Here is a 19,782-nt window from a genome sequence, read left to right on the forward strand (position 1 = left end):
GGGGAGAGGCGATCTGTGCTTCCATCACAATCCCCGCTTCATCAGATAAAGGAGTGACCCATGGCCCTGGCAAGAGGATATGCTGCGACGGATGCGTCAAAGCCGCTGCAGCCCTTCACATTCGAACGGCGCGAACCCCGCGAGGACGACGTCGTCATCAGCATCAAATATTCCGGCATCTGCCATTCGGATATCCACCAGGCCCGCAACGAATGGGGCAATTCGGCATTTCCAATGGTTCCCGGCCACGAGATTGCCGGCATCGTTACGGCGGTCGGCTCAAAGGTATCAAAATTCAAGGTCGGCGACCGGGTCGGCGTCGGCTGCTTCGTCGATAGCTGCACAGCCTGCGCCAGCCGTGATGTCGATCTCGAACAGTACATGCCCGGCCTCGTGGTCACCTATAACGGCGTTGAAGCCGACGGCAAGACCCCGACCCAGGGCGGCTATTCCGATTTCATCGTCGTCAAGGAAGGCTACGTCCTTTCCATTCCGGAAAACCTACCCTTCGAGGCAACCGCGCCGCTGCTTTGCGCCGGTATCACGCTCTATTCGCCGCTGCGCAACTGGGGCGCTGGTCCCGGCAAGAAGATCGCAGTCGTCGGTATGGGCGGTCTTGGTCATATGGGCGTCAAGCTTGCTCATGCCATGGGTGCCGATGTCACGGTTCTCAGCCAGTCCCTGTCGAAGAAGGAAGATGGCCTGAAGCTCGGTGCCGATCACTATTATGCTACCGCCGATGCCGAAACCTTCACGAAACTGGCAGGAACGTTCGACCTCATCCTGTGCACGGTCTCGGCTGAGATCGACTGGAACGCCTATCTCGGCCTGTTGAAGGTCGATGGCACGCTGGTGCTGCTCGGTATTCCGGAAAAGCCGGTGCCGGTGCATGCGTTCTCGCTGGTCCCGTCGCGCCGCTCGATTGCCGGTTCTATGATCGGCTCGATCAAGGAAACCCAGGAAATGCTCGATTTTTGCGGCGAGCATAACATCGTCTCGGAAATCGAACTGATCCGCATGGACCAGGTCAACGAAGCCTATGAGCGCGTCATCAAGAGCGACGTGCGCTACCGCTTCGTCATCGATATGGCGACACTGTAATCCATTAAAACGAAAAGGCCGGCAAATTCCCCTTGCCGGCCTTTTGTCGCGTCCGCCCAATCATTTGACTTCGGTCAAAACTTCGGTGCCGGAGCCGTCCTTGCCGGTAATCGTCCAGGCGCCGTCAAGCGTGCCATTGCCCTTGACCTGGTAGACGATCAGCCCCATGGCGTCTTCGAGCACGTAGGCAGCTGCAAAAGCATCGCCGTTGAGCATGCAGACGCCGGTCGATTTGACGCCGGCGGTTTCCCACTCGATCACGCAGGTGGTTTCGCTGGCGAGCGTGATTTCCGCCGTACCGGAATAGCTCGACCCGTCGAGATTGGTACCTTGAACGGTGTACTTGCCGGCATTGACGGTTTGCGCATTCGCGCCGGAAGCAGCTGCGAGCGCGAGCGCTACGGCGATAATGATCTTCTTCATGGCACCCCTCAAAAATTGGCTCGATGGTCGAGCTGCACTCCCAGCCTATGCGTAATCAATGCCGTTTGAAAAGAACCAAAATTGTGGTGATCGAGGCGAACCTCATCGCCGGCTCAGACGGCTGGATTTGCTGACGAGATCGGATTCTGAGCCGTAGCGGGAAGGGCTGCCCGCGTAAGATCGCCCGCGTCTTCGCTTGGGCTAAGACCGTACCGCCTGATGGACAGCACGCAATGTGGAAAGCAGGCTCCCAGCCATGTCGAGGGGAAGGCAGCTTGGCCCGTCACAAAGCGCCCGGTCGGGATCGGGATGAAACTCGAGGAACACGCCATCGGCACCGGCGGCCACGGCTGCCTTGGCGATGATGGGGACACCCTCGCGGCGTCCGCCCGTCGAGCTGCCGTTGGTGCGGGGATCGGCGCCCGGCAATTGCACGGAATGCGTCGCATCAATCGTGACAGGGACGCCGAGGCGCTGCATTTCGGCGATACCAAGCATGTCGACGATCAGATTGTTATAGCCAAAGGAACTGCCGCGTTCGCACAAGGCGATCTGAAGATCGGGCGCCACCGCCCGCGCTTTGGCAATGATGTTCCTGCAGTCCCAGGGAGCAAGGAACTGGGCCTTCTTGACGTGCAGCAGACCACCCGCGCGGCCTGTGGCAACGGCGGCGGCGACAATCAGATCGGTTTGGCGGCACAGGAATGCCGGAATCTGAGTGAATATCCGTGGCGATCGGCACATCTAAGGTTCGCTTGATTTCCGCAAGCATGGCCAGCCCATCTTTCAATCCCGGACCGCGATAGCTGGCGTTCGAGGACCGGTTGGCCTTGTCGAAGCTGGCCTTGAACACGAAAGGCAAGCCGAGATCGGCTGTGACGGCCTTCAGGTGCCGGCCCACGTCAAGTGCCAGCTCAAGATTTTCCAGGACATTCAAGCCTGCGATAACGGCTAGCGGCTGGCCCCCGCCAAACGACATGTTCCAGTGTTTCAGGTGCGCTACGGCCATTGTCGACTTTCCCTTGCAAGACGCAACTGTGCGCCCGCTACCATCCAGGTTGGAGCGAGAATCAGACCTCTGATCGTCGCAAGTGCGCACAATATGGAATTTGGTCAGGGCTGCAACTCAGCGCTGTTACGCTTGTGGCTCCGGTTGTCACCGGTTGCTGAGTGTGGAAACAGACGATCCTCAGCCCAGCGGCAGCGGTCCGTCGTTCTTGATTTCTTCCATCACCGCATAGGTCCGCGTTTCCTTGACGCCGGGCAGGGTCCAGAGCACCTGGCCGAGGAAGTTGCGATAGGCGTTCATGTCCTCGAAGCGGGTTTTGACGAGATAATCGAAGCCACCGGCGACCATATGGCATTCGAGTACCGACGGCGCCTGTTTGACGGCGATGGCGAACTTGTCGAACACTTCGGGCGTCGTTTTGTCGAGCATCACCTCGATGAAGACGAGAAGCCCGAAACCGAGCTTGTGCGGATCAAGCCGCGCGCCAAAGCCCGAGACATAGCCTTCCTTCAGCAAGCGGCGCAGCCGCTCGCTGGTGGCAGTCGGAGAAAGCCCGATGCGGTCGGCCAGTTCCAGATTGGTGATCCGGCCGTCCGCCTGCAGGATGTTGAGGATCCGCCGGTCGATTTTGTCTATCTCATGCATCGGATTCTCTACCCTTTCAGCGCTTGCGGCAGCTTAAGCCGCCAGCCGCGTTTCGGCGAGCTTCACCCAGTAGGAGATGCCGTGCGGGATCGCCTCGTCATTGAAGTCGTAGGCCGGATTGTGCAGGCCGGCCGTGTCGCCATTGCCGATGAAGATGAAGGCGCCCGGACGGGCCAGCAGCATGTAGGAAAAATCCTCGCCGCCCATCATCGGATCAAGATCGCCCGATACTTGGTTTTCGCCGGCGATGATTGCCGCAGCCGAAAGGGCATGGCCGGTTTCCTCGCGATGATTGACCGTGACCGGATAGTTGCGGGCGTAGGAAACCTTGATCTTGGCACCATAGGCGGCACCCAGGCCTTCGCAAATCTGCTTGATACGCTGTTCGGCGAGATCGCGCACTTCCGGCATCAGCGTGCGCACCGTGCCGCCGAGCAGGGCCTGTTCCGGAATGATGTTATGGGCAAAGCCGGCATTGAATTTGGTCACCGAAACGACCACCGAAAACAACGGATCGACCGAGCGGGAGGCGATGGTCTGCAGCGCGTTGACGATCTGCGAGCCGATGACGATCGGGTCGATCGTCTTGTGCGGCTGGGCGGCGTGGCCGCCGCGGCCATCGATGGTGATGGTGAATTCATCGGTCGAGGCCATGATCGGGCCGACGCGGCTGCCGAACTGGCCAACCGGCATGCCCGGCATATTGTGCATGCCGTAGACTTCCTCGATGGCGAAACGCTCCATCATGCCGTCCTTGACCATTTCGTGGCCACCGGCGCCGCCTTCTTCTGCGGGCTGGAAGATCACCGCAACGGCGCCTTTGAAATTGCGTGTCTCGGCGAGATATTTTGCAGCACCCAGAAGCATGGCGGTGTGGCCGTCATGGCCGCAGGCGTGCATCTTGCCTGATGTCGTCGAGGCCCAGGGCTTGCCGCTGGTTTCGGTCATCGGCAGGGCATCCATATCGGCGCGCATGCCGATGGTGCGGCCTTCGCCGAGATTGCCCTTGATCAGGCCGACAACACCGGTGCGGCCAAGACCCGTGACGATTTCGTCAACGCCGAATTCCTTCAGCTTATTTTCGACGAAAGCTGCCGTATTTTCGACGGCAAACAGCAGTTCCGGTTTCGTATGGAGGTGGCGACGCCATTCCGTGACTTCGGTCTGGAGCTCTGCTGCGCGGTTCAGAATAGGCATTTTGTCTTCCTGTGGATCCATTGCGGGCATGGGATACGAGAAATTTGGCATCGGCGCAAAAGAATGGTCTTTGCCATCTCCTCGCCATATAGGTTAAATAGCCGGACGATACGAGGCAATTCCCGAAATTTCGAGGTTTGACGTGGTGACAACTGGAATTCGCAAGAGTGGCGCGTTGAAGCTATTCGCAGTCCTGACTGGCGCCTGCGCGTCGCTGCTTTCGGCGACCTTGCCGAGTGCGGCCAATCCGCAGCTGGTTGTCGATGTCAGCTCGCTGAAGGTCTATGAGCAGCGGGAAATCTATCAGAAATGGTATCCGGCCTCCCTGACCAAGCTGATGACGGCCTACACGACCTTCCGGGCGCTGAAATCCGGCCAGCTGACGCTGGAAACACCGGTGGTGATGAGCAAGAACGCCGCCGGCGAACCGCCGAGCAAGATGTTCTACAAGCCCGGGCAGGCCGTCACGCTCGACAGTGCATTGAAGATGATGCTGATCAAATCGGCCAACGACATTGCCGTTGCGATCGGCGAGACCGTGGCTGGCTCCGAGCCCGCCTTCATCAACCAGATGAATTCCGAGGCGCGGCGCATCGGCATGACATCCTCGCATTTCGTCAATCCGAACGGGCTGCCTGCGCCGGGTCAATATACGACCGCCCGCGATCTCGCCGTTCTGGCGATCACGATCAAGCGCGAGTTTCCGCAATATGCAGCCTATTTTGCCTATGAAGGCTTCACCACGGGCAAGAAAAACTATCCCAACTTCAATATGCTGATCGGCCGTTTCGATGGTGCCGACGGCATGAAGACCGGCTTTATCTGCGCTTCGGGCTTCAATCAGGTTTCATCTGCGACACGCAACGGGCGTGCCGTCGTTTCCGTCGTGCTTGGCGCCGACAGCCTTGGCGGCCGGGCGGACGAATCTGCGCGCTTGCTGCAGCTCGGTCTGACGTCGAGCGGCGCCGGCAAGCCCGGACTTGGCCAGATTGCGCCCTATGGCGAGAGCCGCGACATGGTCGCCGATGTCAGCAAGGAAATCTGCAATCCGAAGGCCGCCAAGGTGCGCTCGGAAAACCGTGATGAAGGTGGCCGGCAGAAATTGCTGTCGCCCTATATTCACGAGATCAACCGCCCGCTGAACCTTGTCGCCGCCGGGCTTATCCCGGGCACCGAAAAGGTGGCCGATGCCAAGGGCAGGGACCAGACGGAGACCGCGCAGGGCGATGTCGCCAATGTGCCGATCCCGGTTCCTCGCCCCGTTTTCTAAAGTTTCCGCATACTGATTGGATAAATCCATGAGCCTTCTGCTGAACGCCGTGCCGGTGTCGATCCTCACCGGTTTTCTCGGCGCGGGAAAGACCTCGCTGCTCAACCGGCTGCTGAAGGATCCCGATCTCACCGACACCGCCGTGATTATCAACGAGTTCGGCGACGTCTCGCTCGATCATCTGCTGGTCGAGGCATCGAGCGACGGGATCATCGAGCTGTCCGACGGTTGCCTCTGCTGCACAGTGCGCGGCGAACTGGTCGATACGCTGGCCGATCTGATGGACCGGATGCAGACCGGCAAGATCAAGCCGTTGAAGCGCGTGGTCATCGAGACCACCGGCCTTGCCGATCCGGCGCCGGTGCTGCAGTCGGTGATGGGAAATCCCGTCATCGCCCAGAGCTACCGGCTCGATGGCGTCGTCACCGTCGTCGATGCGGCCAACGGTCTATCGACGCTCGACAATCACGAAGAAGCGGTCAAGCAGGTGGCGATGGCCGACCGGCTGGTGATCAGCAAGATGTCGCTGGCGACGCCGGATGTGGTGATCTCGCTGAAAGCGCGGCTTAGGGCGCTCAATCCGCGCGCACCGATGATCGATGGCGATCTGCCCGAGGCTGGCAAGGCGGAACTTTTCCATTGCGGGCTCTACGATCCGGCAACAAAGATCGCCGATGTCGGCCGCTGGCTGCAGGATGAAGCGGCGGCGGACCATGATCATCACCACGATCATGCCCATGGTCACGACGACCACCATGATCATGAGCATTGCGGTCACGAAAATTGTGGCCATGACCATCACCACCATCACCACCATCATCATAACGAAAACCGGCATGGTGCCGATATCCGCTCGTTCAGCCTCGTCCACGACCGGCCAATCGATCCGATGGCGCTGGAAATGTTCGTCGATCTGCTGCGCTCCGCCCATGGCGAAAAGCTGCTGCGGATGAAGGCCATCGTCTCGATGTCCGACAATCCGGACCGGCCGCTGATCCTGCACGGCGTGCAGACCGTGTTCCATACGCCGCAGCGCATGGCTGCATGGCCGGACCCGTCCGACCGGCGCACCCGCATGGTGCTGATCACCAAGGATCTGCCGGAAGCGTTCGTGCGCGATCTTTTCGACGCCTTTACCGGCAAGCCGCGCATCGACCGGCCGGACCGGCAGGCGCTGGAGGACAACCCGCTGGCGGTTCCGGGGCAGCGGATGTAACCAATCGGCAAGGGGCCGGCATGTTTCCCGAGGCGAGCGAAGTCATCGGCAACATGCGGGCGCCAGCCTATCCTTCCAGCCGTCCCGGCGGCTGGAGTATCAGCGCCTCGCTCGGCTTCCATCTGCTCATCGGGCTTGCCCTGCTTCTGGCCGTGACGCCACGCCGGCAGGTCCCGTCATCGGAAGACAGCGTCAGCGTTGATGTTCTGACACCGCAACAGTTTGAAGCTGCCAACAGCCCACCGGCCGCTGCGGTGCAAACCCAGGCTCAACCGCCGCAGTTCCAGCCCCAATCCCAGCCCCGGTCCATGAGCGATGCTGCATCCGAGCCACAAACAGATAGTCCGGTTCCGGACTTTGCCAAACTGCCAACGGACCGGCCACGTCCTCAAGCAAGCGTCATGGTTCAGGCGACACATCTCCGGTCGGCGAAGGTCCTGGCGGATCCGCGCAGCACCAAGGCGCGCAAGACGCTGGGCCAGCTGGCGCCCTCCGAGCGCATCGTCCAGCTTTGCAATATCGAGGCGATGGAGCAGGTCCATCTCTGGAAAGCCGCATTGAAGCCGGATTTTCTGGTCGCCTATGCTATGGCCGATACCGAACTTTCCGGACAAGAGCTCAGGGCCGATGGCGGTGCGTTTCGAAGCAAGCGTCGCTGGTACACGATCGGTTTCACCTGCGAGGTCACGCCCGACCTGAGGCAGGTCGTATCATTTGCCTTCGCGGTTGGCAGCGAGATTCCGAAAAGCGACTGGGCCGATCACAATCTGTTGGCGGATGATGGTCCGGCGGACTAGACGAGCAGCGGATCAGCTGCTGCAGGCAGCGGCCCGGGCAAGAAAGAAGGCCTTTTCACGGGCGTTGCGGGTGAGGTCTGCCGCGCGATCGAATTCAACCTTGGCTTCCGCCAGCCGCCCGGCGCGGAACAGGAAATCTCCTCTTGCGGCGGGCAGGGGCACATAGTTCTGCAGCCCGGCGGCCGGATCGATCTCGTCAAGGCGTGCGAGACCGGTTTCAGGCCCGAAGGCCATGCTGTGGGCCACCGCCCGGTTGAGATCAACCACCGGCGATGGCATCACCCCGCGCAGCGTATCGTAGAGCCCAGCGATCTTCTGCCAGTCGGTGTCTTCCGCCTTGCGGGCGCGTGCATGACAGGCCGCCAGCGCAGCCTGCAGGGCATAAGGCCCATTGGCGCCGCCAAGCGTTTCCACGCGCTGCAGGGCGGCAAGTCCGCGACGGATCAGCAGCTGGTCCCAGTGGGCGCGGTTCTGTTCGGTCAAAAGGATAGGCGAGCCGTCCGGGGCAACGCGGGCGGCGAGACGCGAGGCTTGAATTTCCATCAGCGACAGCAGGCCCAGCACTTCCGGCTCTTCTGGGAGCAGGCCAGCAAGAATGCGACCCAAGCGCTGGGCTTCAGAGCACAGGGCAGGGCGGATCAGGTCCTCGCCGGCGGTGGCCGCATAACCCTCGTTGAAGATCAGGTAGATTACCTCAAGCACCGAGGCGAGCCGTTCCCTGCGTTCAGTTCCGCGCGGCACGGCATAGGTCAGGCCGGCATTGCCGATCGTCTTCTTGGCCCGGACGATCCGTTGGGCGATGGCCGCTTCATTGGAGAGAAAGGCCCGGGCAATTTCATCCGTCGTCAATCCGCCGATCAGCCGCAGGGTGAGTGCTGCGCGCGCTTCTGCCGACAGGACGGGATGGCAGGCGGCGAAGACGAGGCCAAGCAGTTCGTCGCCGAGATCGTCATCCAGTGCAGCTTCCAGATCCTCGGCGCTCGTATCCTGTTCGTCTTCAAGGTCGCGGCCGATTTCGGCATGTTTGCGCACCAGCATCTTCTTGCGGCGAAAACCATCGATGGCGCGGCGTTTGGCGGCGGCCATCAGCCACGCTCCCGGATTTTTCGGCACGCCGGTCTTCGGCCATTCGGACAGGGCGGTCACAAGAGCGTCCTGCGCCAGCTCTTCGGCAAGACTCACGTCCCTGACCATACGGGCCAGGCCGCCGATGAGCCGGGCCTGTTCGATCCGGAAAACTGTTTCAATCGCCTGGTGTGTTTCGTTAGCCGCCATGCTTCCGGATTAAGCGAGCAGCAGCGGCTGCGTCAAGCCGCTGTGGCGGCTTGACTGTGGTGGCAATATCAGCGCTTGGCTGCCTTTTCGCGCAGCCGTTCTTCCTGCTCGGCCAGTTCAGGCGTCAACGCCTCGCCGAAATCGGCTGCCTCGAACACCCGGCGGATTTCCAGCTCGCTTGGTCCAAGCATCGGATTGGGGCAGCGCTTGGCCCATTCGACGGCTTCGGCCATGTCCTTGACTTCCCAGAGCCAGAACCCGGCGATCAGCTCGCGGGTTTCGGCAAAAGGGCCGTCGATAACGGTGCGGCTTGGCCCGTCGAAGGCGATCCGCTTGCCTTTGGACGAAGGGTGCAGTCCTTCGCCGGCCATCATGATGCCGGCATTGACCAGCTCTTCGTTGTATTTGCCCATGGCTTCCAGAAGCTCGGTCGTCGGCATGATGCCGTCTTCGCTATCCTTCGTCGCCTTGACGATCACCATCACACGCATTGTCTTCTCCTCTGATTGATGGACGCCGGAGTGGCCTTCCTGATCATACGACGAACGAACCTCGGCGCGATCGACATCGTTCCGGAATTTCTTTCAGATTTTTTTAGACAAGGATGGGCGAGCCGAACAGAGGCCATAGTGAAGACCGACGAGCGGCAATAAAGCGACTGGGCGCTACGCCTTCTTGCGGATGACGAAGCGGTGTCCGCCAGCCAGAACCTCGGATTGCTCCAGACTGTGGCCGTCTTCATGGCAGAAATGTGGAATGTCGATGATGGCGAGGGGGTCCGTCGTCTCCACCGTGATCAGCGTGCCCGGCGCAAGGGTCAGCATGCGCTTGCGGGTTCTTAAAACCGGCAAGGGGCATTTCAGCCCCTTGAGGTCATAGACCAGGCCGTCGAGCATCAATTGCCCCAGATTTTCCAAAACGGCCGCTTCTTCGGCTGCTGTTCGGCAACGGCCTGCTCGGCCATCGGTGCTGCCTCGGTGGTGGCCGCTGTCTGTGCGGTTGCGTCAGCCGGTTTTTTCGCTGTCGCAGTGGTCACCGGCTCCGGCGTTGCGATAGCTGGCGAGTGCTGCACGGCCTGCTTCTGGTTGAGCGGCTGCTGTTGAGCCGCCTCGACCGGGGCTACGGTTGCCGGCTCAAGTTGCTGCGCATCTGCACTGTTCTTGGAGAACAGGCTGCCCCAGAAGCCTTTGCGGGCAGCACCTGGCTGTTCGATAGCGGCCTGCTGTACCGGCTTGGGCAAGGGGTTTTCCACAGGCACCGGCACGCTCTTGCCGTTGCGGGTGGATTTGTCCAGCTCGGCCTTCTGGATCTCGATCGCCTTCTTGGCTTCTTCCAGCTCGGCGCGGCGGGCTTCCTGCTTTTCGAGATCGGCGACCTTCATCAGCTTGCCGGCGTCGAGCGAGGTGCCGGTCGGCGCGTAAGCCAGTTCCTTGCCCACGCGCAGCTTAGCGACGATCGCCTTGCGTTCCGCTTCGGTCGGCTCGTACCAGACCAGACCGTCGAGCTTCTTCGTCGCCTTGGCGTAGTCGTCATTGTATTTTTTGTTAAAGGCCGCGAGGGCGCCCTGCATCGCCGCCGGTGTCGACATGGCCGGGCATTGACCGGTTGGGCTGAATTTGCCGTCCGTCTGCTGGTTGAAGACGTATTTCTTCTCGCAGATATTCACTTCCGGCGGCCGCTTGGTGATCTCGAACTGGTCGTAGCCCGGCTTCAGCATGTTCCAGAATTCGATGTTCGGGCTGTTGCGGTGACGCGCCATGTTTTCGGCGGTCATGCGGAAGGGCAGGGCCTGCAGCTGGATCGCCTGCTGTCCGCCTTTGTAGGCGTCCCGCGACAGCGCAAAGATTTCCTGCATCTGCTCGTCGGTCATCGAATAGCAGCCGGACGACGAACAGGCGCCGTGGATCATCAGATTGGTGCCGAAACGGCCGTTGGCCTGATCGAAGCGGTTGGGGAAGCCGGTGTTGATGGCGAGATAATAGCTGGAATTCGGGTTCATCTGGCCCGGCGAGATCGGGTAGAACCCTTCCGGCGCCTGCCGGTCGCCTTCCTTCACCTTGGGGCCGAGCTTGCCCGACCAGGCGCAGATCTTGTACTGGCGCAGCATTTCGAAACGGTTGGACGAATTGGCCTTCCAGACTTCGAGAACGCCTTCCTCCTTGAAGATGCGCAGCATGATCGGCGAATCCTTCGCCATGCTCATCGCCTGCATCTTCTGGACGATTTTTCCGGAGAGCTGGTAATTGACCTTGCTGGAGACTTTCTTGAGGTCGACATCGACGGTGTCCATCGCCTCATTGGCGGTGCAGCTCGCAAGGAGCGCGGCGATGGCAGCGGTGGCAACAAGATGTGTCAAACGCATCGGCAAAGGTCCATCAAGAAAACTGTCGAACGTGGCGTTCCCGTGCAGGCGGTCCACAGGGAATCAATATGCCCTTATACTTCACAAAATATTAACCTTACAAAACCGCCTTGCCGCAAGCGTTCCAGAGCGCACGAATATGGCCAAGGTTGGACCGTGCGCTCCATTTTCACTGTGAACCCGTTCGAAGCCAGCAAATATAGTTAAAGCTGGCGGCCGATCGCCAGGTATTTCTGGCGGCGGTCGGAGCGCAGTTCATCGCCCGTGCGGCCCGAAAGCTCCTTCAGCGCGTCGGCGATGACCGTGCCGGTCTTCTCGATCACGGCGTTCGGATCGCGATGGGCGCCGCCGACCGGTTCGCCGATGATGCCATCGATGATCCCCAGCGACTTCAGGTCTTCGGCGGTGATCTTCATGTTGGTCGCCGCCTCCTTGGCACGCGTCGAGTCGCGCCAGAGGATGGAGGCTGCACCTTCCGGCGAGATCACGCTGTAGATCGAGTGCTCGAGCATATAGACGCGGCTGCCGGTAGCAATCGCGATGGCGCCGCCGGAACCGCCTTCGCCGATGACGACGGAGACGATCGGAACGCGCATGTTAAGGCACATTTCCGTCGAGCGGGCGATGGCTTCGGCCTGGCCGCGCTCTTCGGCGCCGATGCCGGGATAGGCGCCGGCGGTATCGATCAGGGTAATCAGCGGCAGGCCGAAACGATCAGCCATTTCCATGACGCGGATTGCCTTGCGATAGCCTTCCGGACGGGCGCTGCCAAAGTTGTGCTTGATGCGCGACTTGGTGTCGTTGCCCTTTTCCTGGCCGATGACGGCGACAGGCGTGCCGCGGAAACGCGCCAGACCGGCCTGGATAGCCTCGTCATTGGCAAACTTGCGGTCGCCGGCCAGCGGCGTGAATTCGGTGAACAGGTTGGCAGCATACTCCTGGAAGTGCGGGCGCTGCGGGTGGCGCGCGACCTGCGTCTTCTGCCAGGGGTTCAGCTTGGAATAGATTTCGGCCATCGCCTCGCGGGCGCGCACTTCAAGGCGCTCCACCTCGTCGGCGGTGTCGATGCTCTCGTCCTCGCTGGCAATCTTCTTCAGCTCGTGAATCTTGCCTTCGAGATCGGAGATTGGTTTTTCGAAATCGAGATAATTGTGCATGTGATGCGTTTCCGATCATATTGCGCCCAGTGGCCACGGGTATGACGTTTCAGCCGTCCCGGCCAAGTGTTCTGGCGCTCCTAATCCTGTTTTTTCGCCTGTTTGGCAAGAGGGTGATGGTTCTGGACCAGCTGATGCAGCCGTTCTTCCAGCACATGGGTATAGATTTGTGTCGTTGAAATGTCCGAATGTCCGAGAAGTTCCTGCACGGCACGAAGGTCGGCGCCGTTGGCCAGAAGGTGGCTGGCAAAGGCATGGCGCAGCACATGCGGCGAGATCGCCGCAACCCGGATGCCGGCGCGGGCGGCGAGATCCTTGAGGTCGCGGGCAAAAACCTGGCGCGGCAGGTAGCCTGCATTGCCTGAGGAAGGGAACAGCCACGGGCTTTCAGGTGGCGGGGTTTTCTGTGCTGCAGTGTCGCTTGCCATCGCTGCACCATAGGCCTGCATCGCCCGGATCGCCGAATGCGACAAGGGCACCATGCGTTCCTTGTTGCCCTTGCCGCGAACAACGAGAAAGCGGCCGTTCTGCGCCAGTACCGAGGCCGGCAGCGAGACAAGCTCGCTCACCCGCATGCCGCTGGCGTAAAGCAGCTCGATCAGCGCATGCATGCGCAGCCGGGCCACCGTATCCTCTCCGCTTTTCGCCGCCTCCTGTTCTGCCTGCCCAATCAGCTTCGAAACGTCGTCGATGCTCAGCACCTTCGGCAGCGAGCGGCCTTTCTTCGGCGCATCGAGAACGCCGGTCGGGTCGTCGGTGCGCAAACCTTCGGCATAGAGGAACTTGTAGAACTGCCGCAGCGCCGACAGCCGGCGTGCCTGAGACGAGGCCTTGAAGCCCTGCTGCGCCAGATGCGAAAGATAGGCGCGCAGGTCGTCCGAGGAGGCCTCGGTCGGCTTGACGCCGCGCTGCTTGAGGAAGGAATAGGCGTCTTCGAGATCGTGCTCATAGGAAACCAGCGTGTTGTTGGCAGCACCGCGTTCGGCACTCATCATCTCCAGGAAGGATTCCATATGGGCGGCGGAGAGATCGATCATTGCGGTTTGTTGACCCGCTCTGAGGGGATGCGGATCGTCACGTCGCGCTCCACCGGATTGACGAAGGTCACCAGCGCCACCATCGTTCCATAGATCACGCCGGCGATCAGGGCGCAGATGAACAGGAACCGGAACAGGGTGGGCATTTTCAACTCCTAGGGTCAGGGGTCTATATGACCATGCCTGTTTGCAAGTGCAAGAACCGCTGTATCGCACGGGATTCCGGTTGCCTTGTATGCCGTGAAGTCTTGACGCTTCCGGCTGATTTGTCGATACCGGAACGGAACGGGGAAATTGAAACTGCATGAGCGACGTGATTGAACCGGTTTCCGAAGCGCTGATCGGGCGAGCGAAGGCCGCGCTCGGGCGACGAAACCTGGTCTTTGTCGGTCTGATGGGGGCCGGAAAATCGGCGATCGGCCGGATGACGGCATCGGCGCTCGGCATTCCCTTTGTCGATTCCGATCATGAGATCGAGCGCGTGTCGCGCATGACGATCAGCGAGCTTTTTGCAGCTTACGGTGAAGACGAGTTTCGCGCGCTTGAGGCTCGCGTCATCAAGCGGCTGCTCAACACCGGCCCGCGCATCGTCTCCACCGGCGGCGGCGCCTATATCAATGAGCGCACCCGCAAGCATATCAAGCGCCATGGCCTGTCCGTCTGGCTGAATGCCGAACTCGACGTGCTGTGGGAGCGTGTCAACAAGCGTGACAGCCGTCCGCTGCTGAAAACCGAAAACCCCAAGCAGACGCTCGAAAACCTCATGCACGCCCGTTATCCGATCTATGCGCAGGCGGACCTGACGGTGCTATCGCGCGATGTCAAGAAAGAGGTGATGGTGGAAGAGGTTCTCGCCGCTCTCGCCAGTCTCCCGAAGAAGTGAAGCCATGACCATAGCCAACCTCTCTGCCGCCCGTAAAACCGTTCGCGTCAATCTGGGCGATCGTTCCTACGATATCCTCATCGGTCCTGGCCTGATCGCCACGGCTGCAGACGAGATCGCTGGGCGGCTGAAGGGTCGCCGCATGGCTGTCGTCACCGACGAGCATGTCGCGCCGCTCTATCTTGAGCCGCTGATGGAAAGCCTGAAGGCGAAGGGCATCACGGCCGTGTCGCTGGTTCTGCCGGCCGGTGAAAAGACCAAGAGCTTCGAACACCTGATCCCCGTCTGTGAGGCTATCCTCGGTGCCCGCATCGAGCGCAACGATGCAGTCATCGCGCTCGGCGGCGGCGTCATCGGCGATCTCACCGGTTTTGCAGCGGGCATTGCCCGGCGCGGATCGCGGTTCATCCAGATCCCGACCTCGCTCTTGGCGCAGGTGGATTCATCCGTTGGCGGCAAGACCGGTATCAACTCGCCGCACGGTAAGAACCTGATCGGCGTCTTCCATCAGCCCGACCTGGTGCTCGCCGATACCGATGTGCTCGATACGTTGAGCCCGCGCGAGTTCAAAGCCGGTTATGCCGAGGTCGCCAAATACGGGCTGATCGACAAGCCGGAGTTCTTTGCCTGGCTGGAAAACAACTGGCAGGCCGTGTTTGCCGGTGGCGCCGCCCGGATCGAGGCGATCGCCATCAGCTGCCAGGCCAAGGCCGATGTGGTCGCAGCCGACGAGCGTGAGAATGGCCGTCGCGCCCTGCTCAATCTCGGCCACACATTCGGCCATGCGCTGGAAGCCGCAACACAGTATGATGGCGCGCGTCTCGTGCACGGCGAGGGCGTGGCGATCGGCATGGTGCTGGCGCACCAGTTTTCGGCGCGCATGAACCTTGCAAGCCCGGACGACGTCAAGCGCGTCGAAGCCCATCTGAGGACTGTGGGCCTGCCGACCCGCATGGATGACATTCCAGGCACCTTGCCGCCTGTGGAAAAGCTGATGGACGCGATTGCGCAGGACAAGAAGGTCAGCGGTGGCAAACTTACCTTCATCCTGACGCGCGGTATCGGCCAGTCGTTTGTCGCCGATGATGTTCCGGGATCGGAAGTAACCGCCTTTCTCAAGGAAAAGCATCTGGGATGAACAACGAGACATTCACGGTTTTCCTGGCGGATTATGGCCCGGGCATCCTGATCATCCTCCTGATGATCCTGCTGTCGGCGTTTTTCTCCGGCTCGGAAACGGCCCTGACCGCAGCATCCCGATCCCGCATGCACACACTGGAAAACAATGGTGACGAGCGCGCCGGGCTGGTCAACCGCCTGATCGAACGCCGCGACCGGCTGATCGGCGTATTGTTGATCGGCAACAACCTTGCCAACATTCTGTCGTCGTCGATTGCCACCAGCCTGTTCCTGCATTTCTTCGGTGCGTCCGGTGTTGCCTATGCGACGCTTGCGATGACCGTCATCCTGGTCATCTTTGCCGAAGTGCTGCCAAAAAGCTGGGCGATCGCATCGCCGGACCGGTTTGCGCTGACGGTCGCCCGGGTGGTCAATATTGTTGTGCTGGTGGTCGGCCCGGTTTCAAGCCTGGTGAACTGGATCGTCCGGCGCATTCTCGGCCTGTTCGGCATCAATCTGTCCTCGGAAATGCCGATGCTGACGGCGCACGAAGAACTGCGCGGTGCCGTCGATTTCCTCCACCGCGAAGGCTCCGTCATCAAGGCCGATCGCGACCGGCTCGGGGGTGTTCTCGATCTGGGCGAACTCGAAATCTCCGACATCATGATCCACCGCACCTCGATGCGCGGCATCAATGCCGATGACGCGCCGGAAGTAGCGGTTCGCACCGTGCTCGAAAGCCCCTATACCCGCATGCCGGTCTGGCGCGGATCGACCGACAACATCATCGGCGTCGTGCATGCCAAGGACCTGTTGCGGGCGCTGGCCGAACCGGATGTCGAGCCGGAAAATCTCGATATTGTCCGGATCGCGCAAAAACCATGGTTCGTACCGGAAACCACCAATCTGAAAGAACAGCTCAACGCCTTCCTGCGCCGCAAGGGGCATTTCGCCATCGTCGTCGATGAATATGGCGAGGTACAGGGGCTGGTGACGCTGGAGGATATTCTGGAAGAAATCGTCGGCGATATTTCCGACGAGCACGATATCGAAATCCAGGGCGTGCGCCAGGAGGCCGACGGCTCGATCGTCGTCGATGGCAGCGTGCCGATCCGCGATCTCAACCGTGCGCTCGACTGGAACCTGCCGGACGAGGAGGCGACGACGGTGGCCGGTCTGGTGATTCACGAATCCAAGACGATCCCGGAAGAGCGGCAGGCGTTCACCTTCTACGGCAAGCGCTTCACCGTGATGAAGCGGGTGAAGAACCGGATAACGCGGCTCAGAATCAGATCGGCCGATGATGCAACAATGCCTCCGCTCTCGATGAAAAGCGAAGGCATTGAATGAGGCGTAGGTCGGGTCAGTCTTAACGGCTGCCGATGATGCCGCCGAGAGCACCGCCGAGCAAACCGCCGGCGAAGGCAGCGCCCGCCGGATCCACTCCGCCACTATTGCCCTGGCCTTCAACAGGACCTTCCAGGGTTGCTCCCTCGTGTTGTCTCTTAACGCGCTGCCCAGCCACCTTCTGGCGAACCGGGCTTTGGGCCTTGCGAACAGCAATGGCAGCTTTCTGGGCCTGATACTGGGCGCGGATCTGCGGCATCATCGGATCGGTCTGAACCACAAGGAACATGTGCTGCTGCTGTGTCAGGTAGGTTGTCTCGACCATGCCGTTCTGCTTTTGCCATGCGCCGATTGCTGTGCGTGACCGGGCACCGAGCGCACCATCGGCGCCACCGGTGACATGGCCGAGCGCACCGAGCCGCAATTGCAGATCGATCCTGCCTTCCTTGTCGAGGCTCAGGGCGGCTTCCGTTTCCGGTGTTCCGACGCTGAGCTTGACGTCATCCGGCATGGCGACAGCGGTGCGGACCTGTGAAGCCGATGCTGTTGCCTCGCCGGCCGGGGCGACGGAGGCAACTTCAGTTGTTGCCGTGGCCTTCAGCTGGTCGAGATTGAGCTTGGCAAGGGTGGCAAAATTACCGCTCGGATATTGCTGCAGGTAAAGTTCGTAATGCGCGACTGTGTTGCGTTTGGACGCTTCCTCCCACAGCTTCTGTTCGACGGTCCAGTTGACATCGTTGGTGCCGGCAGACGCTGCTTCACCCACAGGCTTCACTTCAGAGGGCGTAGCGACGGTTGCTTGCGCGGCAGGATCGACACCAATGAAGACTTCGCGGGACAGCGAGGCATTGTGCCAAGGATGCTGTGCGCCACCGGTCGCTTCCGAGACGTCGGCGCGGACCCGCGTCAGGGCGCTCTGGATTTCAAGCCCAGGTGTCGTCAGATGCCGTGCAAGTGCCGTCGTATAGGGGCTGTTGATGCCCTTGCCGTCATAGGCAACGGCGCCGGGATCGGTGGCATAGGCGATCAGCAATCCGCCCGATCCGGCTGTCTGGTTGTTGGCTTGCACCGGTGCCAGACCGACGCCCATCGAGGCGGAGCGGCTGGCCGGCATGGCCTTTGCCAGCGAGCGTGCAAGCGGATTGTCGCGGCAGGCATCCAGAATGATGATGCTGACCGCCGGGTCCGGCGGCAGGGCGGCCAGGAATTTTTCGGCAGGCACCGTGCGGGTCTGCAATTGCGCGGCTTTTTCCAGTTGCGCATCGATCGGCACGAGATAGTTGCGCCCATCGACCTGCAGGCCGTGGCCGGCGTAGTAGACGACGGCGATATCGGCGTCATAGGCGATCTCGGTGAATTGATCGACCAGTGCGCTCATCGCCGTCTTGTCGAGATCTTCGCCCTCGATAACCGTGAAGCCCGCCGTGCGGAATGTTTCCGCCATCAGCTTGGCGTCGTTTTTCGGGTTCGGCAATTCGACCGCATGCTTGTAGGCACTGTTGCCCATCACAAGGGCTACTTTTTTACCGGATGGCGTTGCTGCCGATACCGGACTGAACGTCAGAAACGCAGCGATAAACGCCGCGGCAAGCCCAAACCTCCTGAGCATCACCTTGACCCCTGAAAAAAGAGGCTCCCCGGACAACCTTGAACCGGCTCCGCCTATGAAAATTTTCTGTATGTCGCAATAATGGACGGATCGCCCGATCCGATAATTCTCTCGCCCCACCTACAAGTGTAGATGTTGCCCACAATCTCGTCAATTCGGCAGGAATTAAACCCTTCGGTTTACGTTCGTTGCTTCAATAGATGTTACCTCTAACCTTACCAGCGGGTTGTTTCCCCGGGAACAGCCGGCTCAAGGGCGAGCGCATGCAATCCTGCATCGATTTCGGTCTTCAGAATATCGTTGATGGCGCGGTGGCGTGCAATGCGGCTCATGCCGATAAAAGCGCTGGAAACAATCCGCACCCGCATATGGGTTTCGCCGGTGCCGTCGATGTCCGGATGATGGCCGGCATGCAGATGGCTTTCGTTGACAACGATCAGCCGTTCGGGCGAAAATGCCGCGTTGAGTTTTGTTTCGATGCGGCTTTGAAGCGACATGTTTTGGCCCCGTTTTTCTGGCTTTTCCGTAAGCATCGACCTCGAACGAGCGACCCGTCCGGGATTGCGTTTTGCGCGGTGCAAAATACCTTCACAAAGCCTGCAACATTCCCGTTTGTCAATTCTTGTTGTGGCGTCCGCCACGCCCCATAATTAGCGCCATGAAACTTGATTCAAAATACTTTGACGGGATCCGGACGCGCCGCAAGGTGAACCAGAAACCTGAGCCGATGGCACCCAAGTGCCAATGGGACGGCTGCGAGGAGAATGCGATCCATCGCGCGCCGGTGGGCCGCAATGCCGAAAACGAATTTTTCATGTTCTGCTTCGAGCACGTCAAGGAATACAACAAGGGCTACAACTACTTTTCGGGACTTTCCGACACCGAGATCGCCCGATATCAGAAGGAAGCCATCACCGGCCATCGTCCGACCTGGACGGTGGGGGTGAACAAGAACGCCAAGAATGCACCGCAGCAGTCTCAGCAACGCTCCGGGTCGGCCGGTGCCCAGGCCCGCATGCGCGATCCCTTCGGCTTCGTCGACCAGGCGCGAGCCCGCGCCAACCGGCAGGAACCGCGGCTGCGCAAACTGAAGACATTGGAGGCCAAGGCCTTCGAAACGCTCGGTCTGCATGCCAATGCGACTGCGGCAGATGTGAAGACGGCGTACAAAGAGCTTGTAAAAAAGCATCACCCCGATGCAAATGGCGGAGACAGGGGATCGGAAGAGCGTTTTCGCGCCGTGATCCAGGCATATCAATTGTTAAAACAGGCTGGCTTCTGCTAGGAACCCGTTTTATTACGGTCACACTTTTATAAAGGCATAGACGGGAACGC

Annotated in this window: 20 protein-coding genes and 1 pseudogene; 8 read left to right on the plus strand and 13 right to left on the minus strand. The window is 60.4% G+C overall.

Translation table 11 applies throughout. From position 1 onward, the window contains the following. Positions 1 to 60: 60 nt before the first annotated feature. A complete protein-coding gene (locus ACP7E0_RS19350; protein WP_426126947.1) occupies positions 61 to 1,101 on the plus strand; it encodes an NAD(P)-dependent alcohol dehydrogenase in 1,041 nt (346 codons plus the stop codon). A 60-nt stretch (positions 1,102 to 1,161) separates the two neighbouring features. Here ACP7E0_RS19350 and ACP7E0_RS19355 read toward each other — a convergent pair whose 3' ends face one another. From ACP7E0_RS19355 to ACP7E0_RS19370, 4 genes and pseudogenes are all read right to left on the minus strand, one after another. Then, complete coding sequence (locus ACP7E0_RS19355; RefSeq protein WP_426126948.1) at positions 1,162 to 1,524, minus strand: hypothetical protein; 363 nt, start codon at positions 1,522 to 1,524, stop codon at positions 1,162 to 1,164. 201 nt (positions 1,525 to 1,725) lie between these two features. After that, positions 1,726 to 2,533, minus strand: a pseudogene (gene kdsA / locus ACP7E0_RS19360) (3-deoxy-8-phosphooctulonate synthase). 180 nt (positions 2,534 to 2,713) lie between these two features. Then, the gene (locus ACP7E0_RS19365) at positions 2,714 to 3,178 is read right to left on the minus strand and encodes an Lrp/AsnC ligand binding domain-containing protein (RefSeq protein WP_426126950.1); all 465 of its coding nucleotides are present in this window, start codon (positions 3,176 to 3,178) and stop codon (positions 2,714 to 2,716) included. 33 nt (positions 3,179 to 3,211) lie between these two features. Beyond that, a complete protein-coding gene (locus ACP7E0_RS19370; protein ID WP_426126951.1) occupies positions 3,212 to 4,375 on the minus strand; it encodes a M20 aminoacylase family protein in 1,164 nt (387 codons plus the stop codon). A 142-nt stretch (positions 4,376 to 4,517) separates the two neighbouring features. Here ACP7E0_RS19370 and ACP7E0_RS19375 point away from each other — a divergent pair, with 142 nt between their 5' ends. Genes ACP7E0_RS19375 through ACP7E0_RS19385 form a run of 3 tightly spaced genes read left to right on the plus strand, consistent with a single transcriptional unit; the run spans position 4,518 to position 7,658 of the window. Further along, on the plus strand, positions 4,518 to 5,645 hold the full coding sequence (locus ACP7E0_RS19375; protein ID WP_426126953.1) for a D-alanyl-D-alanine carboxypeptidase family protein: 1,128 nt from the start codon (positions 4,518 to 4,520) through the stop codon (positions 5,643 to 5,645). 28 nt (positions 5,646 to 5,673) lie between these two features. Next, complete coding sequence (locus ACP7E0_RS19380; protein WP_426126955.1) at positions 5,674 to 6,861, plus strand: CobW family GTP-binding protein; 1,188 nt, start codon at positions 5,674 to 5,676, stop codon at positions 6,859 to 6,861. 20 nt (positions 6,862 to 6,881) lie between these two features. Further along, positions 6,882 to 7,658: a DUF930 domain-containing protein gene (locus ACP7E0_RS19385; protein ID WP_426126957.1), complete on the plus strand. Its 777-nt coding sequence runs from the start codon at positions 6,882 to 6,884 to the stop codon at positions 7,656 to 7,658. Positions 7,659 to 7,670: 12 nt separating this feature from the next. On the opposite strand, the gene ACP7E0_RS19390 is transcribed toward ACP7E0_RS19385, so the two are convergent. The 7 genes from ACP7E0_RS19390 to ACP7E0_RS19420 all read right to left on the minus strand — a co-directional run bounded on the left by ACP7E0_RS19390 (position 7,671) and on the right by ACP7E0_RS19420 (position 13,635). Beyond that, entirely contained in the window at positions 7,671 to 8,933 is a 1,263-nt protein-coding gene (locus ACP7E0_RS19390; RefSeq protein WP_426126959.1) for an RNA polymerase sigma factor, read from the minus strand. A gap of 68 nt (positions 8,934 to 9,001) precedes the next feature. Continuing rightward, positions 9,002 to 9,424 (minus strand): YciI family protein, encoded by a 423-nt coding sequence (locus tag ACP7E0_RS19395; RefSeq protein WP_426126960.1) that lies wholly within the window; start codon positions 9,422 to 9,424, stop codon positions 9,002 to 9,004. Positions 9,425 to 9,598: 174 nt separating this feature from the next. Next, complete coding sequence (locus ACP7E0_RS19400) at positions 9,599 to 9,829, minus strand: sulfurtransferase TusA family protein (RefSeq protein WP_426126962.1); 231 nt, start codon at positions 9,827 to 9,829, stop codon at positions 9,599 to 9,601. Further along, positions 9,829 to 11,295: a L,D-transpeptidase family protein gene (locus ACP7E0_RS19405; RefSeq protein WP_426126970.1), complete on the minus strand. Its 1,467-nt coding sequence runs from the start codon at positions 11,293 to 11,295 to the stop codon at positions 9,829 to 9,831. The genes ACP7E0_RS19400 and ACP7E0_RS19405 overlap by 1 nt, the downstream gene beginning before the upstream one ends. 203 nt (positions 11,296 to 11,498) lie before the next feature. Further along, positions 11,499 to 12,452, minus strand: a complete 954-nt coding sequence (locus ACP7E0_RS19410) for an acetyl-CoA carboxylase carboxyltransferase subunit alpha (RefSeq protein ID WP_113315288.1) — start codon at positions 12,450 to 12,452, stop codon at positions 11,499 to 11,501. Positions 12,453 to 12,532: 80 nt separating this feature from the next. Beyond that, a complete protein-coding gene (gene xerD, locus ACP7E0_RS19415) occupies positions 12,533 to 13,489 on the minus strand; it encodes a site-specific tyrosine recombinase XerD (protein WP_426126972.1) in 957 nt (318 codons plus the stop codon). After that, the gene (locus ACP7E0_RS19420) at positions 13,486 to 13,635 is read right to left on the minus strand and encodes a hypothetical protein (RefSeq protein ID WP_426126974.1); all 150 of its coding nucleotides are present in this window, start codon (positions 13,633 to 13,635) and stop codon (positions 13,486 to 13,488) included. The genes xerD and ACP7E0_RS19420 overlap by 4 nt, the downstream gene beginning before the upstream one ends. 158 nt (positions 13,636 to 13,793) lie before the next feature. On the opposite strand from ACP7E0_RS19420, the gene ACP7E0_RS19425 reads away from it, so the two are divergent. From ACP7E0_RS19425 to ACP7E0_RS19435, 3 genes are read left to right on the plus strand one after another with little or no spacing between them, the layout of a single operon-like run. After that, positions 13,794 to 14,372: a shikimate kinase gene (locus ACP7E0_RS19425; protein ID WP_426126976.1), complete on the plus strand. Its 579-nt coding sequence runs from the start codon at positions 13,794 to 13,796 to the stop codon at positions 14,370 to 14,372. A 4-nt stretch (positions 14,373 to 14,376) separates the two neighbouring features. After that, entirely contained in the window at positions 14,377 to 15,510 is a 1,134-nt protein-coding gene (gene aroB, locus ACP7E0_RS19430; RefSeq protein WP_426126978.1) for a 3-dehydroquinate synthase, read from the plus strand. Then, entirely contained in the window at positions 15,507 to 16,841 is a 1,335-nt protein-coding gene (locus ACP7E0_RS19435; protein WP_426126980.1) for an HlyC/CorC family transporter, read from the plus strand. Before aroB ends, ACP7E0_RS19435 begins: the two co-directional genes overlap by 4 nt. 19 nt (positions 16,842 to 16,860) lie before the next feature. On the opposite strand, the gene ACP7E0_RS19440 is transcribed toward ACP7E0_RS19435, so the two are convergent. Together ACP7E0_RS19440 and ACP7E0_RS19445 are read right to left on the minus strand one after the other, a co-directional pair. Beyond that, positions 16,861 to 18,447, minus strand: a complete 1,587-nt coding sequence (locus ACP7E0_RS19440) for a caspase family protein (protein WP_426126981.1) — start codon at positions 18,445 to 18,447, stop codon at positions 16,861 to 16,863. 215 nt (positions 18,448 to 18,662) lie between these two features. Next, on the minus strand, positions 18,663 to 18,944 hold the full coding sequence (locus ACP7E0_RS19445; protein WP_113242123.1) for a BolA family protein: 282 nt from the start codon (positions 18,942 to 18,944) through the stop codon (positions 18,663 to 18,665). Between the two features lie 152 nt (positions 18,945 to 19,096). Here ACP7E0_RS19445 and ACP7E0_RS19450 point away from each other — a divergent pair, with 152 nt between their 5' ends. Next, positions 19,097 to 19,732 (plus strand): J domain-containing protein, encoded by a 636-nt coding sequence (locus tag ACP7E0_RS19450; protein ID WP_113315350.1) that lies wholly within the window; start codon positions 19,097 to 19,099, stop codon positions 19,730 to 19,732. Positions 19,733 to 19,782: the final 50 nt, after the last annotated feature.

This window comes from Pararhizobium sp. PWRC1-1 (assembly GCF_049897905.1).
In the GTDB taxonomy this organism is placed as follows: Bacteria; Pseudomonadota; Alphaproteobacteria; order Rhizobiales; family Rhizobiaceae; genus Pararhizobium.